The following is a 19,631-nucleotide window of genomic DNA, read 5'->3' as shown; positions in this document are numbered from 1 at the left end:
GAAGCCCGGCTGGGACTCAAATACTTAAGTGAACAGCATTACGGTTGGTTCGGGGCTTTTTTGTGGCTCATTGTCCCGTCCTGAAATAGGTTTACACCTGTTTCAGGACGGGACAGTACACTAAAGTGGAATTATTCTGGCTGTTTAAATATAAAACAGCTGGAATAATGGCAGTTAGCATGTCTTCCTAAAGGAAATCAGCGTCACGAGAATGGTGTCTTTTTCAATGCCCCAATCGCCGCTCATTTTTTCCTTTAAGTGCTATTATTCTGGCAGTTATAGCGCCTTAATGAAGGAATATTGGCATATGGCCAAGAAGACAGCTCCACTCTTGCCCGCCGCTTCCAGACTACTTTCCGAGTTCGGCGAGCGACTGAAACTCGCTCGCCTACGCCGCAAACTCACAGCTAAACAAGTCGCTGAGAGGTCGGGAATGTCACTGACAACCTTGCGCTCTCTGGAATCAGGTGGCTCAGGGGTGACCATCGGCGCCTACCTGTCTGTCATGCAAGTTCTGGGTCTGGAAAAAGACTTGAACAAACTCGCGGCAACCGATGAGGTGGGGCGGCAACTGCAGGACGCACAACTCAAACCCAAGGCAACCTCAGTCAAAGACTCGAACCCACGAGTACGCCGAATAAGCGCAGTAAAAAAAGCCTCCCCAATACCTGAAAAAGATACTGGAGTGATTGAAAGTACCACCCACACAGAAGAGCTATCCGCTGACTTCCCCTTCAACACCCACTCACTTTCCAGTCTGTTGACCAAGAAAAAAACCAAGCCCGCGACAGGTGAAAAATGACGCAAATTGCGGTGTATGCCGATTGGGAATCCTTGAATGGGCCCAGACGTCTCGGTTTCTTGCATGCCCGAAAAGCCCGCTCCACGGACGTCTTCGAGTTTGAATACGACGCCGCTGCGTTAGCTGACCCCGAGTTGAACTTCACACCCCTGGACCCTCGAATCGGGCTCTATGAGGGTCGTCAGTTCCCGGGGCAACATCAAAGCCGATTTGGCGTGTTCGCTGACTCAAGCCCGGATCGGTGGGGTCAACTGTTGATGAAGCGGCGACTGGAGCGCGATATCCGCGACGGCTTGGCTGCCAAAGGCAGCAAGCTCCACGAGTCGGATTTCCTGTTAGGCGTACATGACCTCTATCGGGTCGGTGCAATCCGCTACAAGCTCAATGACCAAGGCAACTTTCTCGATGATCGCGATGGCGTGGCCGCCCCACCCTTCATTGAGTTGCGGGCGTTGGAACAAGCAAGCCGAGCTCTGGAAAACGATCCGGACAACACCTCACTCGATGGCCGCGAGTGGCTGAGAATGCTGATCGCACCTGGAGGCTCACTGGGTGGCGCCCGCCCCAAKGCCAGCGTTGCAGACGAGCACGGTCACTTGTGGATTGCCAAGTTCCCCAGCACCCGCGACGACTATGACATTGGCGCTTGGGAACTGGTGGTGAATGCCTTGGCCAGTCATTGTGGCCTGCGAGTCGCGACCGGTATCGCCCGACGCTATGCCAGTGATCATCACTGCTTCATGGTCAAGCGATTCGATCGTACTGAACGGGGTGGCCGACTGCATTTTGCCTCAGGCATGACCATGACTGATCGCGTTGACGGTGACGATGCCTCCGTCGGCGCAAGCTACCTTGAGTTAGCCGAAGTGCTCATGGAACATGGCTCGCAAACCAACGCTGACCTTCGAGAGTTGTGGTCTCGGATTGTTTTCAACATCCTGGTCTCCAACACCGACGACCATCTGCGCAACCATGGTTTTATCCTTGATCCGGATCGTGGATGGCGATTGTCTGCCGCCTATGACATGAACCCGGTGGCCCACGCCGACGGCTTGAAGCTCAACATCACCGATACCGATAACGCACTGGATCTGGAGCTGGCCCGGGAAGTGGCAGAGTATTTTCGGGTCGGTCGTGCGGATGCAGAAAACATCATCGACAGCTTCAAAGAAGTTGTCAGCCAATGGCCAACACTAGCGGGGGCTTTGGGGCTATCGAAACGTGAGCAGGATAATATGGCGCCTGCATTTCGATTAGCGGAACCTATGCAATGAACCTCGCCCCCAACCTCCCTGACGACCACTTGATGCAGCAACTCATGCAACTGCTGCATGAAGAACTCGGCCTGCCCGAACGCAAAACCATCAGCCTCGGCACCTCGATAAACTTCGACCTGGGTTGCAACGGCACCGATGCTCAACACCTGATCGAAACCCTGGAAAACCACTTTGCCATCGATTTCGTGGATTTCGACAGCTATCGCTATTTCCAGCCCGACGGCCACGATGTGAATCTAAAGCGAAAAGCCAAGGGTCGCGGCGAGAAGGTGCCATTGACCATCGGCATGCTCTACCGGGCCGTTCAGGCTCAGCGCTGGGACACGCAGGAGTTGGAAGGCCTGTAACGACGCGCACGAAAAAGCCGCCCCGAAGGGCGGCTTTTTCATTGCATCAAACCAACGCTTACAGCTTTGGACCAGCAGCCTTGATCGCGTCGCTCACTTCGAACTTCTTGAAGTTCTCGATGAACAGGCCGGCCAATGCTTTGGCGGCTTCGTCGTAGGCGGCTTTGTCGGCCCAGGTGTTGCGTGGGTTCAGCAGGCCAGTCTCAACGCCCGGTACGGCCACTGGCACGTCGAGGTTGATGGTGTCCAGGTGCTCGGTCTCGGTACCGATCAGCGCGCCGCTCTGGATCGCTGCGATCACGGCGCGGGTGGTCGGGATGTTGAAGCGCTTGCCGACGCCGTAGCCACCGCCGGTCCAGCCGGTGTTGACCAGGTAGACCTTGGAGCCGAAGCCGCGGATGCGCTTGATCAGCAGCTCAGCGTATTCACCGGCCGGACGCGGGAAGAACGGTGCGCCGAAGCAGGTGGAGAAGGTCGACTTGATGCCGCTGCCCGAACCCATTTCGGTCGAACCGACCAGTGCGGTGTAACCGGACAGGAAGTGGTAAGCCGCTTGTTCTTCGTTGAGGATCGACACTGGCGGCAGCACGCCGGTCAGGTCGCAGGTCAGGAAGATCACAGCGTTCGGCTCGCCACCGAGGTTCTTCTCGGAACGCTTGGCAACGTGCTCCAGCGGGTAGGCGGCACGGCTGTTCTGGGTCAGGCTGACATCGGCGTAGTCGGCGTGCTTGGCGTCATCGATGACGACGTTTTCCAATACCGCGCCGTGCTTGATGGCTTTCCAGATAACCGGCTCGTTCTTCTCGGACAGGTCGATGCACTTGGCATAGCAACCGCCTTCGATGTTGAACACAACGCCTTCGCCCCAGCCGTGCTCGTCGTCACCGATCAGGTAACGGCTTTCGTCGGCGGACAGGGTGGTTTTACCAGTGCCGGACAGACCGAAGAACAGGGTCACGTCGCCCTCTTCGCCGATGTTGGCGGCGCAGTGCATTGGCAGTACGTCGGCAGCCGGCAGCAGGAAGTTCTGCACCGAGAACATGGCTTTCTTCATTTCACCGGCGTAACGCATGCCGGCGATCAGCACTTTCTTCTGTGCGAAGTTGAGGATCACACAGCCGTCGGAGTTGGTGCCGTCACGCTCTGGCACGCACTCGAAGTTGGCAACGTTGAGGACCTGCCACTCGTCACGACCCGCCGGGTTGTACTGAGCCGGGTTGATGAACAGGCAACGGCCGAACAGGTTCTGCCAGGCAGTCTGGGTGGTCATCTTCACGGCCAGATAGTGCTCGGAAGCCGCACCTACATGCACGTGGGAAACGAAATGCTCTTGCGCGTTATTGAATGCCTCAACGCGAGCCCACAGGGCGTCGAACTTGTCGGCCGGGAACTTGCGGTTGATCGGGCCCCAGGCGATGGCGGCCTGGGTGCTTGGCTCTTCAACGATGAAACGATCGACTGGCGAACGGCCGGTACGGTGACCGGTACGAACAACCAGTGCGCCGGTATCGGCAAGCTCGCCTTCACCGCGGTTGAGGGCTTCTTTAACCAGATCATCAACACTCAGATCGGTGTACACGGCATTGTTGGCTTGCGTCATGAGGTTCCCCGTCGGCCAGTGGCCGAGTGCTCCAAACGTTTTTGTAGTAGAAAGTCGTGCACTACTACCGCGAAAAAAGTGGGCCGGATTATGCCAGAAAAGCCCAAAAAGAGTAGGCCCCTCCTGTCGTAACGGCATTAATCCGGCGGCAGCCAGTGAATTTACCTGCGCTGAATCGTTTTAGTGACGGGTATCTGACGGCGTCTCGATACCCGCACCGGCGAACAATTGAGTCACGTCGGCGGCATCGAACAGGTAGCGCTGGTTGCAGAACTGGCAATCGATCTCGATGTTGCCACCGTGCTCGACAACCAATTGCTGCGCGTCTTCCATACCCAGACTGACCAGCGCATTKGCTGAACGTTCGCGGGAGCAGCTGCAGCGAAAGCGCAACTTCTGCACATCGAACAGACGCACCTGCTCTTCGTGGTAGAGACGATGTAGCACGGTTTCGTTGTCCAAGCCCAGCAGTTCATCGGCGGTCAGGGTGGTGGCCAATGCGGTGAGGTGCTGCCAGCTGGCAGCGCGGTCCTCTTCGTCTTTAAGGCGGTCGGCGGGCAGTTGCTGCAGCAACAGGCCACGGGCGCGGCGGCCATCGGCGCAGAGCTTGATACGCGTGCCAATCTGCTGCGACATGACGAAGTAGTTGGTAAAGCAGTCGGACAACGTTTCGCCATCCAGATCGACGACGCCCTGGTAGCGTTGGCCCTGTTTCGGGTCGACGGTCAATGTCAGCGAGCCATCCGGCATCAAGTCGGCCAGGGTAGCGTCGGGGGCAATGCGGTCCGCTTCGTAACGGGCCAGGCCACGAATATCGCGCTCGCTGGAGCACTCGATCATCAGCAGCGGGATCGGACCTTCAGAGCGGGCCTGCAGGATCAGCAAGCCATCGAACTTCAACGCGCCGACCAGCAACGATGCAGCCGCCATCAGCTCGCCGAGCAGTTGCGCGACCGGCTGCGGGTAGGCGTGTTTGGCCAGGACTTCGGCGTAGCTGAGCTCCAAAGAGACCAGCTCGCCACGGGTGTCGCTGTCATCGAAGATGAAGCGTTGGGTGAAGTCGTTATCCGATAGGTCGGTCATAAGTCTGGGTATCTGAAGTGGTGACAAAAGTGATTACAGAATTCGAGGTTACGCCTTGGCCATAGCGTCTTGCTGTCTGGTTATGGCTTACAGGCCGGCGACTGYGTGCGCTTTACGACGAATGGCACTGCCAATGGCTCATGCAGGGTAGGCGAATTACCACATATGGCTACGCGCAAGCACAATTACAAGTCTTTGCCTGTATGAGTGATCGACGGACCCGGTCAATCATTCGTTGCTGCTGCCACGAAACTTGAACAGATCCCGCCGCTGTTTCTTGCTCGGTTTGCCATCGGTGCTCACGCCCAGAGCGCCTGCTTTACGCTCGGCGGCGGCGTTTTCGCGCTTGGCGATGCTGGCTTCGGTTTCGGCGTACAGCATCTGCGCTTCCGGCGCGCCACGGCGAACGATCGACAGCGCCTGAACCACCACCGTGCGCTCGTCGAAACCGGTACGAATCACGAATTCATCGCCGATACGTGGTTCCTTGCCGGGCTTGCAGCGCTCACCCCGGCAATGCACCTTGCCGCTTTCAATCGCCGCTYTGGCCAAGGCCCGGGTTTTGTAAAAACGCGCAGCCCACAACCATTTATCGAGGCGGACTTTGTCGTCCTCTTCGTTTTTTTGTGCCATGGAATTTCCTCATTCTGAAATATTGGTGAACTGTACTACCGTTTCTGTCGTACCAAGAATTACTCCGTCCCGGACTACAATGCTGACATTCCATAACCTCCTTGCGGGGCTGGAAATCCGGGCCGTAGATATCTGTCGCCTTTTAATCATTATTCTGCGTGAATACCGCGAATTCGGTCGCCTGCGGCCACCGCGGCTTCTACCGGTTGAGCAATATTGAAGACATTTGACCATTTGACCGTTATCGGTCTGCGCGAGTGGGTGGCGCTCCCTGATTTGGGAGTCGCCGGCCTTCGGGCAAAAATCGATACCGGCGCCAGCACCTCAAGCCTCCACGCCACCGAAATCGAGCCGTTCGAGCGCGACGGCGAGCAGTGGGTGCGTTTCACGGCACACCTGGGCACGGTGGTGCAGTTGCGTCACCGTCGCTGCGAAGCACCGCTGGTGACAAGGAAAACCATTAAAAGCTCAAACGGTCACGCGCAGGTGCGATACGTGATCAGCACCACCCTGGCCCTTGGTGATCGGGTCTGGCGGGTCGAGTTCACGCTCGCCTGCCGCAAGTCCATGCGTTATCGCCTGCTGCTCGGCTCCAAAGCCCTGATCCACGGCCAGTTGGTGGTCAATCCGGGCATCAAGTATGTACAAGACAAGCCGGTGTTCCCGGTATCTACCTCCTCCACAGGTGTTGCATGAAGATCGCTGTGCTGTCGCGGAACCCGCGTCTGTATTCCACCCGTCGTCTGGTCGAAGCCGGTACCGAGCGTGGCCATGAAATGGTGGTGGTCGACACCTTGCGCGCCTACATGAACATCGCCAGCCACAAGCCGCAGATCCACTACCGCGGCAAACCGCTGGAGGGTTTCGATGCGGTGATTCCACGGATCGGTGCGTCCGTGACCTTTTATGGCTGCGCAGTGCTGCGCCAGTTCGAAATGATGGGGGTATTTCCACTCAACGAATCGGTGGCCATTGCCCGTTCGCGGGACAAGCTGCGTTCGCTGCAATTGCTGTCTCGTCGCGGGATCGGTTTGCCGGTGACCGGCTTTGCCCACTCCCCCGATGACATTCCCGACCTGATCGAAATGGTCAACGGCGCGCCGTTGGTGATCAAGGTGCTGGAAGGTACCCAGGGCATCGGCGTGGTGCTGTGCGAAACCGCCACGGCCGCGGAATCGGTGATCGAGGCATTCATGGGCCTCAAGCAGAACATCATGGTTCAGGAGTACATCAAGGAGGCTGGCGGGGCGGATATTCGCTGCTTCGTCGTCGGTGACAAGGTGATTGCGGCGATGAAGCGCCAGGCCAAACCCGGCGAGTTTCGCTCCAACCTGCATCGCGGTGGCAGCGCGAGCCTGATCAAGATCACACCCGAAGAGCGCATGACAGCGTTGCGTGCGGCGAAGGTCATGGGGCTGGCGGTGGCGGGAGTGGATATCCTGCGCTCCAATCACGGGCCGCTGGTGATGGAAGTGAACTCGTCGCCGGGGCTTGAGGGGATCGAGACCACCACCGGGAAGAATGTGGCGGGGATCATCATTGAGCATCTGGAGAAGAATGGTGGGCCGAATATGACGCGGACCAAAGGGAAAGGTTAAACCCTGAGTTTTTTGGCGGCTGGAAGGCCGCCATCGCGAGCAAGCTCGCTCCCACAGTGGATATGAGTGGATGCAAATTTCGCATCCAATGCGATTCAATGTGGGAGCGAGCTTGCTCGCGATGGGGCCATCAGCCACACCAAAAAAGTCAGCGGTTAAACCGCATCCCGCGGCAGCATCAACCCCAACGGCAACCGCACCCGCGCTTCCAGCCCACCACCCGAGCGATTGCGTAGTTCGACATTCCCGCCATGCATCGAAGCGATCCGCTTCACGATTGCCAATCCCAACCCGGTGCCCTTGCCGCCGCGGGCACGATCGCCGCGGGTGAACGGGTTGAAAATCGCCTCCAGCTCTGACGGATCGATCCCCGCGCCACGGTCCATGACACTCAGGACCACATACGGCGCACTGGTATCCCCGGACACATATGCCGCCACTTCCACCCCGCTGCCGGCGTGATGCAGAGCATTACCGATCAGGTTGTTCAGCAGCCGCTTCATCGATACCCGACGCAGCGGGAACGGCTGGATCGGCTCCAGGCGCAAATGCACTTTCTCTTCGTTCTGGTTGTACGGCGCGGCGACTTCACGAACCAGATCGCTCAGGTCCACTTCTTCCACCGACTCATCACGTCCGTCACGAATGAACGCCAGGAACTGGTCAAGAATCGCGTCCATGTCTTCGATGTCACGGATCATGTCGTCCGTCAGGTCACTGTGGTCGCCCATCAGCTCCAGGGACAGCCGCAAGCGGGTCAACGGCGTACGCAAGTCGTGGGACACCCCGGCCAGCATCAACTCGCGTTCGCGACCGGCCTGCTCGACGTCTTCGGCCATCTGGTTGAAGGCGCGGTAAACCTCGGTCATCTCACTCGGCGTATCGCTGATCGGCAGGCGCACGCTACGGCCCTGGCCGAGTTGCCGCGCGGCATACACCAGACGCTTCAAAGGTTGATTGAGCTGGCTGACGAAGATCCAGGCCGAAGCGGTGGACAGCAGGCCAATAGCGAGGAACCAGCCGAGCACGTTCCAGATTTTCTGACCGCGCAACGGATGCGGATACAACGGCACTTTCAGCCAGCCTTCACCCAGGCTCGGAGCGCGAACCCACAGTGCCGGGGGAGAATGCATGCGTAGTCGCACTTCGGTGTCCGGCCCCAACTCGGTCTGCATCTGTCGCTGGTAAATCTCACTGTATGGCCAATGTTGCTCGCCTTCCGGGACACCGGCGCCTACTACCCGAATCAGGGGTGCACTATCGGCAATCTTTGCGCGGTTCTCTTCATCAGCCGCCCAGTAGGCACGCAGCACCAGGGCGACACCGTGGCTGTATTGGCGGTCCACCAGCACGTCTTCGTTCATCAGCAGATAAACCAGGGTCAGCGCCTTGGAGAAGAGAACGACGATGAGCACCAGCCAAAGGGTGCGAGAGAAGAAGCTCTGGGGAAACCAAACGGGGGTTTTCATGGATAGCCGTTAAACACTTGCAGGAGCGAGCGATGCTCGCATATTGCGGATCGCGAGTCTGCGGACAGGATCGATTGATCCGTTGTCCGCATGACCCGCTCCTACAAATCGCCAATCACTTGGTGGCGGTACCATCCGGTACAAACACGTAACCCACGCCCCAGACAGTCTGGATGTAACGCGGTTTGGRCGGATCGGGCTCGATCATCCGGCGCAGACGGGAAATCTGCACATCGATGGAACGCTCCAGGGCATCCCACTCGCGACCACGGGCCAGGTTCATCAATTTGTCGCGGGTCAGCGGTTGACGCGCATTCATCACCAGGGCCTTGAGCACAGCGAATTCACCGGTGGTGAGCATGTGCACTTCTTCGCCGCGCTTGAGCTCGCGGGTGGCCAGGGACAACTCGTAGTCACCGAAGGTCACGCTTTCGTCTTCGCTGCCCGGAGCGCCAGGCACCGGCGCCGACTGGCGACGCAATACCGCCTTGACGCGAGCCATCAACTCATCGGGGTTGAACGGCTTGGCCAGGTAATCGTCGGCGCCCAGTTCCAGGCCCTTGATGCGGCTCAGCTCGTCGCCCTTGGCGGTGAGCATGATGATCGGAATCTGGTTGTTCGCGTTGCGCAGACGGCGGCAGGCGGTCAGGCCGTCTTCGCCGGGCAACATCAGGTCGAGGACGACCAGGTTGAACACTTCGCGCGCCAGCAGGCGATCCATTTGCTCGGTATTCGGTACGGCGCGGGCGCGGTAGCCCTTGCTGACGAAAAAACGTTCCAGCAGGCTGCTCAGCCCCGGATCGTCGTCAACGATAAGAATTTTTTCGCCTTCAGCAGTTTGTGCAGTGCTGCTCATTGGATGCTCCCTTTGATCTCGGCGCGCATTATGGCGTAGCTGCCGTTATACGCACCGTGTGCATTGTTAGCAGATTTTTCCTATACCGCCAGAAAACCGGCCATTGCACCGGCAACCCGCGATGCCCCGAATGCCGTAACGCTGGTTATAATGCCCGGCCTTTTGTGTCAGGCAACATCAGACAGGTACTACAGACGGACTCCATTTATTTTCATGGCGTCGGCAGTAATTGTTCGATTTCACGGGTCAACGGGATACCTTTTGATCCAGGTAGCGGTGCAGGCCAGGCCGCTCAACCAGACTCGCCGAGGCCCTATCTCTGCGCCTGCGAGCCTGCTTTCACAATTTGTCAGGTGGTTTTATGGACAGCATCAACAGCCGCATCGCCGAGGAACTCGGTGTACGCCCACAACAGGTCGAAGCGGCCGTCGCGCTACTCGATGAAGGCTCTACCGTTCCCTTCATCGCCCGTTACCGGAAAGAAGTGACCGGCAGCCTCGACGATACGCAATTGCGTCATCTGGAAGAGCGCCTGCGCTACCTGCGAGAACTCGACGAACGGCGTATCAGCATCCTCGCCAGCATCCAGGAGCAGGGCAAGCTGACCCCGCAACTTGAACGCGACATCAAGCTCGCCGACACCAAGACCCGTCTCGAAGACTTGTACCTGCCGTACAAGCAGAAGCGCCGCACCAAGGGTCAGATCGCCCTGGAAGCCGGCCTCGGCGAACTGGCCGACGGCCTGTTCAACGACCCGGCCCTGAGCCCGGAAACCGAAGCCGCACGTTTCATCGACGCCGAAAAAGGCGTGGCCGATGTGAAGGCAGCCCTCGAAGGCGCCAAGTACATCCTGATGGAGCGCTTCGCCGAAGACGCCGGCCTGCTGGAAAAGCTGCGCAACTACCTCAAGCAGGAAGCCACCCTCAGTGCCCGCGTGATTGCCGGCAAGGAAGAGGAAGGCGCCAAGTTCCGCGACTACTTCGAACACGACGAACCGCTCAAAAGCATGCCGTCGCACCGCGCCCTGGCGATTTTCCGCGGCCGCAACGAAGGCATTCTCAGCTCCGCGCTGAAAGTCGGCGAGGAACTGCCGGGCACCATGCACCCGTGCGAAGGCATGATCGGCCAGCAATTCGGCATCCAGAACCAGAACCGCGCCGCCGACAAATGGCTGGGCGAAGTGGTGCGCTGGACCTGGAAGGTCAAGCTCTACACCCATCTGGAAACCGACCTGCTGGGCGAGCTGCGCGATGGCGCGGAAACCGAAGCGATCAACGTATTCGCCCACAACCTGCACGACCTGCTGCTGTCGGCCCCGGCCGGCCCGCGCGCCACTCTGGGCCTCGACCCGGGCCTGCGCACCGGTTGCAAGGTCGCCGTGGTCGACTCCACCGGCAAGCTGCTGGATCACGCCACGGTTTACCCGCACGTGCCGCACAACAAGTGGGAGCAGACCCTCGCCGTGCTCGCCGCCCTGTGCGCCAAGCACTCGGTGGACCTGATCGCCATCGGCAACGGTACCGCCAGCCGCGAGACCGACAAGCTGGCCGCGGAACTGATCAAAAAATACCCGGCCATGAAAATGACCAAGGTCATGGTGTCCGAGGCCGGTGCATCGGTTTACTCGGCATCGGAGCTGGCTTCCAAGGAATTCCCGGACCTCGACGTGTCGATCCGTGGCGCCGTGTCGATTGCCCGTCGCCTGCAAGACCCGCTGGCTGAGTTGGTGAAGATCGATCCGAAATCCATCGGCGTCGGCCAGTACCAGCACGACGTGTCGCAGCTGAAATTGGCCCGTGGCCTGGATGCGGTGGTCGAGGACTGCGTGAACGCCGTCGGCGTGGACGTGAACACCGCCTCCGTGGCGCTGCTGGCACGGATCTCCGGCCTCAACGCGACCCTGGCGCAGAACATCGTCAGCCACCGCGACGAGCACGGCGCGTTCAAAACCCGCGCTGCGCTGAAGAAAGTCGCCCGCCTGGGTGAAAAAACCTTCGAACAGGCCGCCGGCTTCCTGCGCGTCATGAACGGCGAAAACCCGCTGGACTCGTCGGCGGTTCACCCGGAAGCCTATCCGCTGGTTCAGCGCATCGCCGCCGAAACCGACCGTGACATCCGCTCGCTGATTGGCGATGCCACGTTCCTCAAGCGTCTCGATCCGAAGAAGTACACCGATGAAACCTTCGGTTTGCCGACGGTCACCGACATCCTCCAGGAACTGGAAAAACCCGGCCGCGATCCGCGTCCCGAGTTCAAGACCGCCGAGTTCCAGGAAGGCGTCGAAGACCTCAAGGACCTGCAACCGGGCATGATCCTCGAAGGCGTGGTGACCAACGTGACCAACTTCGGTGCCTTCGTCGATATCGGCGTTCATCAGGACGGTTTGGTGCACATCTCCGCACTTTCGGAGAAGTTCATCAAGGATCCACGGGAAGCGGTGAAGGCCGGTGACGTGGTGAAAGTGAAGGTCATGGAAGTCGACATCCCGCGCAAACGCGTTGGCCTGTCGATGCGCATGAGCGACACCCCGGGCGAGAAAATCGACGGCGCTCGCGGCGCGCGTCCGGGGTCGGCTCCACGCCAGTCCCAGAACACCGCACCGCGCAAGGAAACCACGGCGGCAGCACCGGGCAACAATGCCATGGCTTCGTTGTTCGCCAATGCCAAGCAGTTGAAGAAACGCTGATGGACATTCCCGCCGGGCTGACCGAAAGCGCGTTTTTCAAGCTGCTGGGCTGCCGCTTGCACAGTCTGGAAACCGGGGTGGCGCAAGTCGCCCTGGCGCTGGAACCCGAGCTGCGCAATCGCGGTGGCAAGCTGCACGGCGGGGCCTTGTTCAGCCTGGTGGACATTGCCATGGGGCTGGCCTGTTCCAGCACCCACGGTTTTGACCAGCAGAGCGCGACCATCGAGTGCAAAATCAACTACATCCGCGCCGTCGAAGGTGGCGAGGTGATGTGCACGGCGCGGGTGATCCATCCGGGCCGCCGCACGCTGGTGGTCGAAGCCGACGTGATGCAAGGCGACAAACTCGTCGCAAAAGCACAAGGCACGTTCGCTGTCCTGTAGATAGTCTTCCCCGATTTGAGTTAATTTCGGCGCAATGACCTGTAGGAGCGAGCTTGCTCGCGATGAACGTCAGGGCGCCGTTTTCAATCAGGCACCCCTCGTTATCGTTAACCTCCATCGCGAGCTAGCTCGCTCCTACAAAACCAGGCGAAAACGCCAGTTTTAACTTCACCCTTGTAGACCGTCTTGCCCACCCCCATATTGGGGCGACTGACGCGTGAAGGAATCCAACTTGAGCGAACTTCTCAACCGCCGCCTGGCTCTGCTCGGCGAGCGCGCTAACCTCTCTCTGCTCGAACAGTGCCTTCACGGCATCGAACGTGAATGCCTGCGCGTGACCGATGAAGGTCGCCTGGCGCAAACGCCGCACCCGGAAGAATTGGGTTCCGCGCTGACCAATGAACAGATCACCACCGACTATTCCGAGTCGCTGCTGGAGTTCATCACCCCGGCCCTGCCCGATCCTGCCGATACGCTGGCGAGCCTGGACAGCATTCACCGCTTTGCCTACAGCAAGCTCGGCAACGAGTATCTGTGGAGTCCATCGATGCCGTGCCCGTTGCCGGCCGAGGAAGACATCCCGATCGCCTATTACGGCACGTCCAATATCGGGCAGCTCAAGTACGTCTACCGCAAGGGTCTGGCCCTGCGTTACGGCAAAACCATGCAATGCATTGCCGGCATTCACTACAACTTCTCCTTGCCGGAAAAGCTCTGGCCGTTGCTCAGGCAGGCCGAGGGTTTTGTCGGCACTGACCGCGACTTTCAGTCGTCCTCCTACATCGCCCTGATCCGTAACTTCCGCCGCTACAGCTGGCTGCTGATGTACCTGTTCGGCGCCTCGCCAGCACTGGACGCCGGCTTCCTGCGCGGTCGTTCGCATCAGCTGGAGCAACTGGATCCGCAGACTTTGTACTTGCCTTACGCCACCAGCCTGCGCATGAGCGACCTGGGTTATCAGAGCAGCGCCCAGGCCGGCCTGACGCCGTGCTACAACGATCTGAACAGCTACACCGACAGCCTGCGCAAAGCGGTGGCCACGCCGTATGCACCCTATGTCGAAGTCGGCACCCACCAGGATGGCGAGTGGGTGCAGCTCAACACCAACATCCTGCAGATCGAAAACGAGTACTACTCCAACATCCGCCCGAAACGCGTGACCTACACCGGTGAACGCCCTATCCAGGCACTGATGGCCCGAGGTATCCAGTACATTGAAGTGCGCTGCCTGGACATCAATCCGTTCCTGCCGATGGGCATCGACCTCACCGAGTCGCGTTTCCTCGATGCGTTCCTGCTGTACTGCGCGCTCAATGACAGCCCGCTGCTGACCAACACCAATTGCGGCAACGCGACCTCGAACTTCCTCAGCGTGGTCAAGGAAGGTCGTCGTCCAGGCCTGCAGCTGCAACGGGATGGCCAGCCGGTTGACCTCAAGGAATGGGCCGGCGAGTTGCTGGAGAAAATTGCTCCATTGGCCGCGATGCTCGACCAGAGCCATGGCGGCGATGCCCACAGCAAAGCGCTGGACGCCCAGATGGCCAAGGTTCGGGACCCGTCCCTGACGCCCTCGGCCCAGGTGCTGGCAGCGATGGCCGAGCACAAGGAGAGCTTTACCCAGTTCTCACTGCGCCAGAGCCAGGCCCATGCCGAGTTCTTCCGCAGCGAGCCATTGGCGGCTGAAGAACAGGCGCAGTTTGAAGAGCGGGCACGTTCGTCCCTGGCTCAACAGGCTGAGCTGGAGCAGAACGAAGTCGGTGATTTCGATGTGTTTGTCGGGGCGTATCAGGCGAGCATTCTGGCGATCAGTAACTAATCGGCGCCTGTAAAAAAGATCGCAGCCTTCGGCAGCTCCTACATTGGAATGCGTTTCCTGTAGGAGCTGCCGAAGGCTGCGATCTTTTTGTTTCCAGCCCATTCACAATGATTCACCGGGTGTTCCCCTCATAAGCTAATTCGAAAAAGTTATTTATTTTCGAATTCTTAGATCATTTAGTCTCTTTCTCACGCCGACTCTCGGTCGCCTGACAAGGAGCTTTCTGATGAAACTGACTTTCCCTCTACGCTTGCTGGCGGCCGCTTCCTTGGTTACCGCAAGTTTTTTTGCCCAGGCGGCCGACTTCACCGTCGCCTACCAGACCACCGTTGATCCGGCGAAAGTCGCCCAGGCCGACGGCGCTTACGAAAAAGCCACCAAGGCCGATATCAGCTGGCGCAAATTCGACAACGGTGCCGATATCATCGCTGCCATCGCCTCCGGCGACGTGCAGATCGGCTACCTCGGTTCCAGCCCTCTGACCGCCGCCATCACTCGCAAAGTCCCGGTAGAAACCTTCCTCATCGCCACCCAGATCGGCGCCGCTGAAGCCTTGGTCGCCCGCGACGGTTCCGGGATCAAGACCCCGCAAGACCTGATCGGCAAGAAAATCGCCGTGCCATTTGTGTCCACCGGCCACTACAGCCTGCTCGCTGCGCTCAAGCACTGGAACATCGATCCGTCGAAAGTCACCGTTCTCAACCTGGCCCCACCCGCGATCATTGCCGCCTGGAAACGCGGTGACATCGACGCCACTTACGTCTGGGATCCGGCCCTCGGTGTCGCCAAGGAAAACGGCAAGGTGTTGATCACCTCCGGCGAACTGGCCAAGTTCGGTGCACCGACCTTCGACGCCTGGATCGTGCGCAAGGATTTCGCCGAGAAGCATCCGGAAATCGTCACCGCGTTCGCCAAAGTGACCCTGGACGCCTATGCCGATTACCGCAAAGACCCGCAAGCCTGGCTCGCCAACCAGGGCAACGTCGACAAACTGGTGAAGCTCTCCGGCGCCAAGGCCAGCGACATTCCGTTGCTGCTGCAAGGCAACGTCTACCCGCTGGCGGCTGACCAGGTGCTCACCCTCGGCGCGCCAACCACCAAAGCCATCACCGACACCGCGGCGTTCCTCAAGGAACAAGGCAAGGTCGAGGCGGTGCTGCCGGACTACGCACCGTACGTCAGCGCCAAGTTCATCACCAACTGATCGGGAGTCAATGCGATGGCCTTGCTACAGCTGGAGCGCATCAGCGCACAGTACCCCGGCAATCCGGAACCGGTGTTGGCGGATATCTCCCTGAGCCTGGGACCCCGGCAATTGCTGGTCGCCCTCGGCCCGTCCGGCAGTGGCAAGACTTCGCTGTTGAACCTGATTGCCGGTTTCGTCGAGCCCAGCGCCGGGCGCATCACCCTCGACGGCGTGCCCGTCAAAGGCCCGAGTGCCGAGCGTGGCGTGGTGTTCCAGGACGACGCGTTGCTGCCGTGGCAAGACGTACTGGCCAATGTCGGGTTCGGTCTTGAGCTGGCCGGTATCGCACGGGACAAACGCGAAGCCCACGCCCGGGAAATGCTCGCCCTGGTCGACCTTTCCGGTTTTGAACAGCGCCGCATCTGGCAGCTTTCCGGTGGCCAGAAGCAGCGTGTCGGCCTGGCCCGCGCCCTCGCCGCCGACCCGCGTGTGTTGCTGATGGATGAGCCTTTCGGTGCCCTCGACGCCTTCACCCGCGAGCAGATGCAGGAACTGTTGCTGCAAGTCTGGCAACGTACCGCCAAACCGGTGTTCCTGATTACCCACGACATCGAAGAAGCCGTGTTCCTCGCCACCGACCTGATTCTGCTGGCACCAAACCCGGGGCAAATCGTCGAGCGCCTGAGCCTCGATTTCGGTCAGCGCTATGCCGCCGGTGAATCGGCCCGCTCGATCAAATCCGACCCACGCTTTATCGAAACCCGCGAACACGTACTCGCCAAAGTGTTCTCCCAACGCAGTGCCGCCCAGTGGCAGGAGCGCGCATGAGCAGTTACCAAACTCCCGTCGCAGCGATCAAGCCAGGCACTCCCGTGACTCCGGTGCCACGCAGCTTGAGCACGCGCTGGATCAGTGTGCTGACACTGTTCGTTCTCGTTGCTATTTGGTGGGCCGTGACGGCGACCAGCTTGATCGAACCGCTGTTCCTGCCGCCACCTTCCGCCGTGCTGCAAAAAGGCTGGCTGCTGGCGACTTCGGGCTACATGGATTCAACCCTGTGGCAGCACCTCGGCGCGAGTCTGGACCGCATCGGCCTGGGCCTCGGCTTTGCGATTCTCACCGCCGTGCCGGTGGGCATCGCCATCGGCGCCAACCGTATCGCCCGTGGCGTGCTCGACCCGCTGATCGAGTTCTACCGGCCGATTCCGCCGCTGGCTTATCTGCCACTGATCGTGATCTGGTGCGGCATCGGCGAATTGTCGAAAGTGCTGCTGATCTACCTGGCGATCTTCGCCCCGATTGCCATCGCCACCGCCACCGGTGTGCGTACGGTCGACCCGGCCAAATTGCGTGCCGCGCAGTCGCTCGGTGCAACGCGCGTGCAGTTGATTCGCCACGTCATTTTGCCGAGTGCCTTGCCGGATATCTTGACCGGTGTGCGCATTGGCCTCGGTGTGGGTTGGTCGACCCTGGTCGCCGCCGAATTGATTGCCGCCACCAGCGGTCTTGGCTTCATGGTGCAATCGGCTGCGCAGTTTTTGGTCACCGATGTGGTGGTACTGGGGATTCTGGTGATCGCGCTGATCGCCTTCGCGATGGAGTTGGGCCTGCGTGCCCTGCAACGCAAACTGGTGCCGTGGCACGGCCAAAATCACTGACAGTATTCATGTGGGAGCGAGCTTGCTCGCGATGACGGTTGCACATTCAACACCTGTGTCGCCTGACAATCCGCTATCGCGAGCAAGCTCGCTCCCACAAAAAGCTCGGCACACCGGATTGAAGAGAACCACCATGAGCCAACTGACCATCGTTCCTCTAAGCTTTGCCCTAGGCGCGCAAATCAGTGGCATCGACATTAGCCAGCCACTGAACCTGGAGCAGCGCGATGCCATCGAACAGGCCCTGCTCAAGCATCAGGTCCTGTTCTTTCGCGAGCAGCCGATCACGCCACAGCAACAGGCGCGATTCGCCGCGAATTTCGGCGACCTGCACATTCATCCGATCTACCCCAATGTGCCAGAACAACCAGAGGTACTGATCCTCGACACCGCCGTCACCGACGTACGCGATAACGCGATCTGGCACACCGACGTGACCTTCCTGCCGACCCCGGCCATGGGCGCGGTGCTCAGCGCCAAGTTGCTGCCGGCGTTTGGCGGCGACACGTTGTGGGCCAGCGGGATTGCGGCGTATGAAGCCCTGTCGGCGCCGATGAAAACCTTGCTCGAAGGGCTGACTGCCACCCACGATTTCACTCGTTCATTCCCGCTGGAGCGCTATGGCAACACGCCCGAGGCGCTGGTCCAGTGGGAAGAGGCACGACGCAAGAAYCCGCCGTTGTCGCACCCGGTGATCCGCACGCACCCGGTGAGTGGGCGCCGCTCGCTGTTCGTCAACGAAGGTTTCACTTCGAAGATCAACGAACTGTCGGAAACCGAGAGCGAGGCGATTCTGAAGTTCCTGTTCGCCCATTCAACGCGGCCGGAGTTCACCATTCGCTGGCGCTGGCAGCAGGACGACATTGCGTTCTGGGACAACCGCGTGACCCAGCATTATGCGGTGGATGATTACCGGCCGGCGCGGCGGGTGATGCAGCGGGCGACGGTGTTGGGGGATGTGCCATTTTAAGATCAAAAGATCGCAGCCTTCGGCAGCTCTTACATTGACTGCGTTCGCCGCAAATATTACGGTCGAACATTGATCCTGTAGGAGCTGCCGAAGGCTGCGATCTTTTGCTTTTCAGGGTTACTTCGCCGTCGAAGGCTTCTCCCAAAGATTGACCCCACCCTCCCGGGCAAAGCGGTCAATCTCCGCCAGTTCCTCTGCACTGAAGCTCAGGTTCTTCAACGCCCCGACGTTCTCGATGATCTGCTCCGGCCGGCTCGCGCCAATCAATGCCGACGTGACCCGTGGATCGCGCAGGGTCCAGGCCAGTGCCAGTTGCGCCAGGCTCTGTCCACGACGCCTGGCGATTTCGTTGAGTGCCCGCACTTGGGCGATGTTGGCCTCGGACAAATGCGATGCCTGCAACGAACCACCGCCCGGACGGTTGACCCGCGCATCCGCCGGCACGCCGTTGAGGTATTTGTCGGTCAGCAAACCCTGGGCCAACGGGGTGAAGGCAATCACGCCGGTGCCGAGTTCGTCGGTGGTATCCAGCAGGTCTTTTTCCACCCAGCGATTGAGCAGGTTGTAGGCCGGCTGGTGAATCAGCAGCGGCACTTTCCACTCTTTGAGCAGCGTCGCCATTTCGCGGGTTTTCACCCCGGAATAGGACGAGATGCCGATGTACAGTGCCTTGCCCTGTTGCACCGCTGTCGCGAGTGCGCTGGCGGTTTCTTCCAGCGGGGTGTCCGGATCGAAACGGTGAGAATAGAAGATGTCGACGTAGTCCACGCCCAGGCGTTGCAGGCTCTGGTCAAGGCTGGCCAGCACGTACTTGCGCGAACCACCGCCCTGACCGTAAGGGCCAGGCCACATGTCCCAACCGGCCTTGCTGGAAATGATCAGTTCGTCGCGGTACTGCTTGAAGTCTTCACGCAGTAAACGGCCGAAGTTGATCTCCGCGCTGCCGTACGGCGGGCCATAGTTGTTGGCCAGATCGAAATGGTTGATGCCCAAGTCGAATGCCGTGCGCAACAACGCGCGCTGGGTATCGATCGGCGTGCTGTCGCCGAAGTTGTGCCACAGGCCCAACGACAGCGCCGGCAGCACCAGCCCGCTGCGGCCCACGCGGCGGTAAGGGATGGAGTCGTAGCGGTTTTCGGCAGCGGTGTAAGTCATCGAATCCTCTCTTGTCGGTCTTGAATCTGGTATCGACTGCTTCGCCAGTCGCCCAGCATACGCCCGGACAAACGCCAGAAAACCTGAGACTCGATGAATTGCTGAAACGTTT

At 59.7% G+C, this 19,631-nt stretch carries 18 protein-coding genes; 12 read left to right on the top strand and 6 right to left on the bottom strand.

The window, feature by feature from the left end:
- Positions 1 to 307: 307 nt before the first annotated feature.
- The 3 genes from AC1DVH_RS06710 to AC1DVH_RS06700 are packed head-to-tail and all read left to right on the top strand — an operon-like array spanning position 308 to position 2,426.
- Positions 308 to 802, top strand: a complete 495-nt coding sequence (locus AC1DVH_RS06710; protein WP_477753124.1) for a helix-turn-helix domain-containing protein — start codon at positions 308 to 310, stop codon at positions 800 to 802.
- Positions 799 to 2,076, top strand: coding sequence for a type II toxin-antitoxin system HipA family toxin (locus AC1DVH_RS06705; RefSeq protein WP_477753123.1), 1,278 nt, complete (start codon positions 799 to 801; stop codon positions 2,074 to 2,076). The genes AC1DVH_RS06710 and AC1DVH_RS06705 overlap by 4 nt, the downstream gene beginning before the upstream one ends.
- On the top strand, positions 2,073 to 2,426 hold the full coding sequence (locus tag AC1DVH_RS06700; RefSeq protein ID WP_477753122.1) for a DUF1493 family protein: 354 nt from the start codon (positions 2,073 to 2,075) through the stop codon (positions 2,424 to 2,426). Before AC1DVH_RS06705 ends, AC1DVH_RS06700 begins: the two co-directional genes overlap by 4 nt.
- A 58-nt stretch (positions 2,427 to 2,484) precedes the next feature.
- Here AC1DVH_RS06700 and AC1DVH_RS06695 read toward each other — a convergent pair whose 3' ends face one another.
- From AC1DVH_RS06695 to AC1DVH_RS06685, 3 genes are all read right to left on the bottom strand, one after another.
- Entirely contained in the window at positions 2,485 to 4,026 is a 1,542-nt protein-coding gene (locus tag AC1DVH_RS06695) for a phosphoenolpyruvate carboxykinase (protein WP_056726915.1), read from the bottom strand.
- Between the two features lie 180 nt (positions 4,027 to 4,206).
- Entirely contained in the window at positions 4,207 to 5,109 is a 903-nt protein-coding gene (gene hslO / locus AC1DVH_RS06690; protein WP_477753121.1) for an Hsp33 family molecular chaperone HslO, read from the bottom strand.
- A 228-nt stretch (positions 5,110 to 5,337) separates the two neighbouring features.
- On the bottom strand, positions 5,338 to 5,742 hold the full coding sequence (locus AC1DVH_RS06685) for an RNA-binding S4 domain-containing protein (RefSeq protein WP_477753120.1): 405 nt from the start codon (positions 5,740 to 5,742) through the stop codon (positions 5,338 to 5,340).
- A gap of 216 nt (positions 5,743 to 5,958) precedes the next feature.
- Here AC1DVH_RS06685 and rimB point away from each other — a divergent pair, with 216 nt between their 5' ends.
- Both rimB and rimK read left to right on the top strand, forming a co-directional pair.
- Entirely contained in the window at positions 5,959 to 6,438 is a 480-nt protein-coding gene (gene rimB, locus AC1DVH_RS06680) for a retropepsin-like aspartic endopeptidase RimB (RefSeq protein WP_477753119.1), read from the top strand.
- The gene (gene rimK, locus AC1DVH_RS06675) at positions 6,435 to 7,340 is read left to right on the top strand and encodes a 30S ribosomal protein S6--L-glutamate ligase (RefSeq protein WP_007972871.1); all 906 of its coding nucleotides are present in this window, start codon (positions 6,435 to 6,437) and stop codon (positions 7,338 to 7,340) included. Before rimB ends, rimK begins: the two co-directional genes overlap by 4 nt.
- Positions 7,341 to 7,495: 155 nt before the next feature.
- Here rimK and AC1DVH_RS06670 read toward each other — a convergent pair whose 3' ends face one another.
- Positions 7,496 to 8,809, bottom strand: coding sequence for an ATP-binding protein (locus AC1DVH_RS06670; protein WP_414876977.1), 1,314 nt, complete (start codon positions 8,807 to 8,809; stop codon positions 7,496 to 7,498).
- 115 nt (positions 8,810 to 8,924) lie between these two features.
- A complete protein-coding gene (ompR, locus tag AC1DVH_RS06665) occupies positions 8,925 to 9,665 on the bottom strand; it encodes an osmolarity response regulator transcription factor OmpR (RefSeq protein ID WP_477753118.1) in 741 nt (246 codons plus the stop codon).
- Positions 9,666 to 10,026: 361 nt separating this feature from the next.
- Between ompR and AC1DVH_RS06660 the strand changes: the two genes are divergently transcribed.
- From AC1DVH_RS06660 to tauD, 7 genes are all read left to right on the top strand, one after another.
- On the top strand, positions 10,027 to 12,351 hold the full coding sequence (locus tag AC1DVH_RS06660; RefSeq protein ID WP_477753117.1) for a Tex family protein: 2,325 nt from the start codon (positions 10,027 to 10,029) through the stop codon (positions 12,349 to 12,351).
- Positions 12,351 to 12,734 (top strand): PaaI family thioesterase, encoded by a 384-nt coding sequence (locus AC1DVH_RS06655; protein WP_477753116.1) that lies wholly within the window; start codon positions 12,351 to 12,353, stop codon positions 12,732 to 12,734. The genes AC1DVH_RS06660 and AC1DVH_RS06655 overlap by 1 nt, the downstream gene beginning before the upstream one ends.
- Positions 12,735 to 12,966: 232 nt before the next feature.
- Positions 12,967 to 14,550, top strand: coding sequence for a glutamate--cysteine ligase (gene gshA / locus AC1DVH_RS06650; RefSeq protein WP_477753115.1), 1,584 nt, complete (start codon positions 12,967 to 12,969; stop codon positions 14,548 to 14,550).
- A 226-nt stretch (positions 14,551 to 14,776) separates the two neighbouring features.
- Positions 14,777 to 15,754 (top strand): taurine ABC transporter substrate-binding protein, encoded by a 978-nt coding sequence (tauA, locus tag AC1DVH_RS06645; protein WP_477753114.1) that lies wholly within the window; start codon positions 14,777 to 14,779, stop codon positions 15,752 to 15,754.
- A gap of 15 nt (positions 15,755 to 15,769) precedes the next feature.
- Positions 15,770 to 16,564, top strand: a complete 795-nt coding sequence (gene tauB, locus AC1DVH_RS06640; RefSeq protein ID WP_477753113.1) for a taurine ABC transporter ATP-binding subunit — start codon at positions 15,770 to 15,772, stop codon at positions 16,562 to 16,564.
- Positions 16,561 to 17,394, top strand: coding sequence for a taurine ABC transporter permease TauC (tauC, locus tag AC1DVH_RS06635; protein ID WP_477753112.1), 834 nt, complete (start codon positions 16,561 to 16,563; stop codon positions 17,392 to 17,394). The genes tauB and tauC overlap by 4 nt, the downstream gene beginning before the upstream one ends.
- A 133-nt stretch (positions 17,395 to 17,527) precedes the next feature.
- Positions 17,528 to 18,364, top strand: coding sequence for a taurine dioxygenase (gene tauD / locus AC1DVH_RS06630; protein WP_477753111.1), 837 nt, complete (start codon positions 17,528 to 17,530; stop codon positions 18,362 to 18,364).
- 117 nt (positions 18,365 to 18,481) lie between these two features.
- Here tauD and mgrA read toward each other — a convergent pair whose 3' ends face one another.
- Positions 18,482 to 19,519 (bottom strand): L-glyceraldehyde 3-phosphate reductase, encoded by a 1,038-nt coding sequence (gene mgrA / locus AC1DVH_RS06625; protein WP_477753110.1) that lies wholly within the window; start codon positions 19,517 to 19,519, stop codon positions 18,482 to 18,484.
- Positions 19,520 to 19,631 lie beyond the last annotated feature (112 nt).

Source organism: Pseudomonas sp. P4_C3, from assembly GCF_056402075.1.
This window is presented reverse-complemented; position numbering and strand designations above follow the sequence as displayed.

Bases quoted from the DNA above. Each gene is read 5' to 3' on its own strand.
- rimK (WP_007972871.1), top strand. From the start codon at position 6,435: ATGAAGATCGCTGTGCTGTCGCGGAACCCGCGTCTGTATTCCACCCGT.
- tauB (WP_477753113.1), top strand. From the start codon at position 15,770: ATGGCCTTGCTACAGCTGGAGCGCATCAGCGCACAGTACCCCGGCAAT.
- AC1DVH_RS06655 (WP_477753116.1), top strand. From the start codon at position 12,351: ATGGACATTCCCGCCGGGCTGACCGAAAGCGCGTTTTTCAAGCTGCTG.
- AC1DVH_RS06670 (WP_414876977.1), bottom strand. From the start codon at position 8,809: ATGAAAACCCCCGTTTGGTTTCCCCAGAGCTTCTTCTCTCGCACCCTT.
- tauC (WP_477753112.1), top strand. From the start codon at position 16,561: ATGAGCAGTTACCAAACTCCCGTCGCAGCGATCAAGCCAGGCACTCCC.
- AC1DVH_RS06700 (WP_477753122.1), top strand. From the start codon at position 2,073: ATGAACCTCGCCCCCAACCTCCCTGACGACCACTTGATGCAGCAACTC.
- mgrA (WP_477753110.1), bottom strand. From the start codon at position 19,519: ATGACTTACACCGCTGCCGAAAACCGCTACGACTCCATCCCTTACCGC.
- AC1DVH_RS06710 (WP_477753124.1), top strand. From the start codon at position 308: ATGGCCAAGAAGACAGCTCCACTCTTGCCCGCCGCTTCCAGACTACTT.
- AC1DVH_RS06660 (WP_477753117.1), top strand. From the start codon at position 10,027: ATGGACAGCATCAACAGCCGCATCGCCGAGGAACTCGGTGTACGCCCA.
- tauA (WP_477753114.1), top strand. From the start codon at position 14,777: ATGAAACTGACTTTCCCTCTACGCTTGCTGGCGGCCGCTTCCTTGGTT.
- AC1DVH_RS06695 (WP_056726915.1), bottom strand. From the start codon at position 4,026: ATGACGCAAGCCAACAATGCCGTGTACACCGATCTGAGTGTTGATGAT.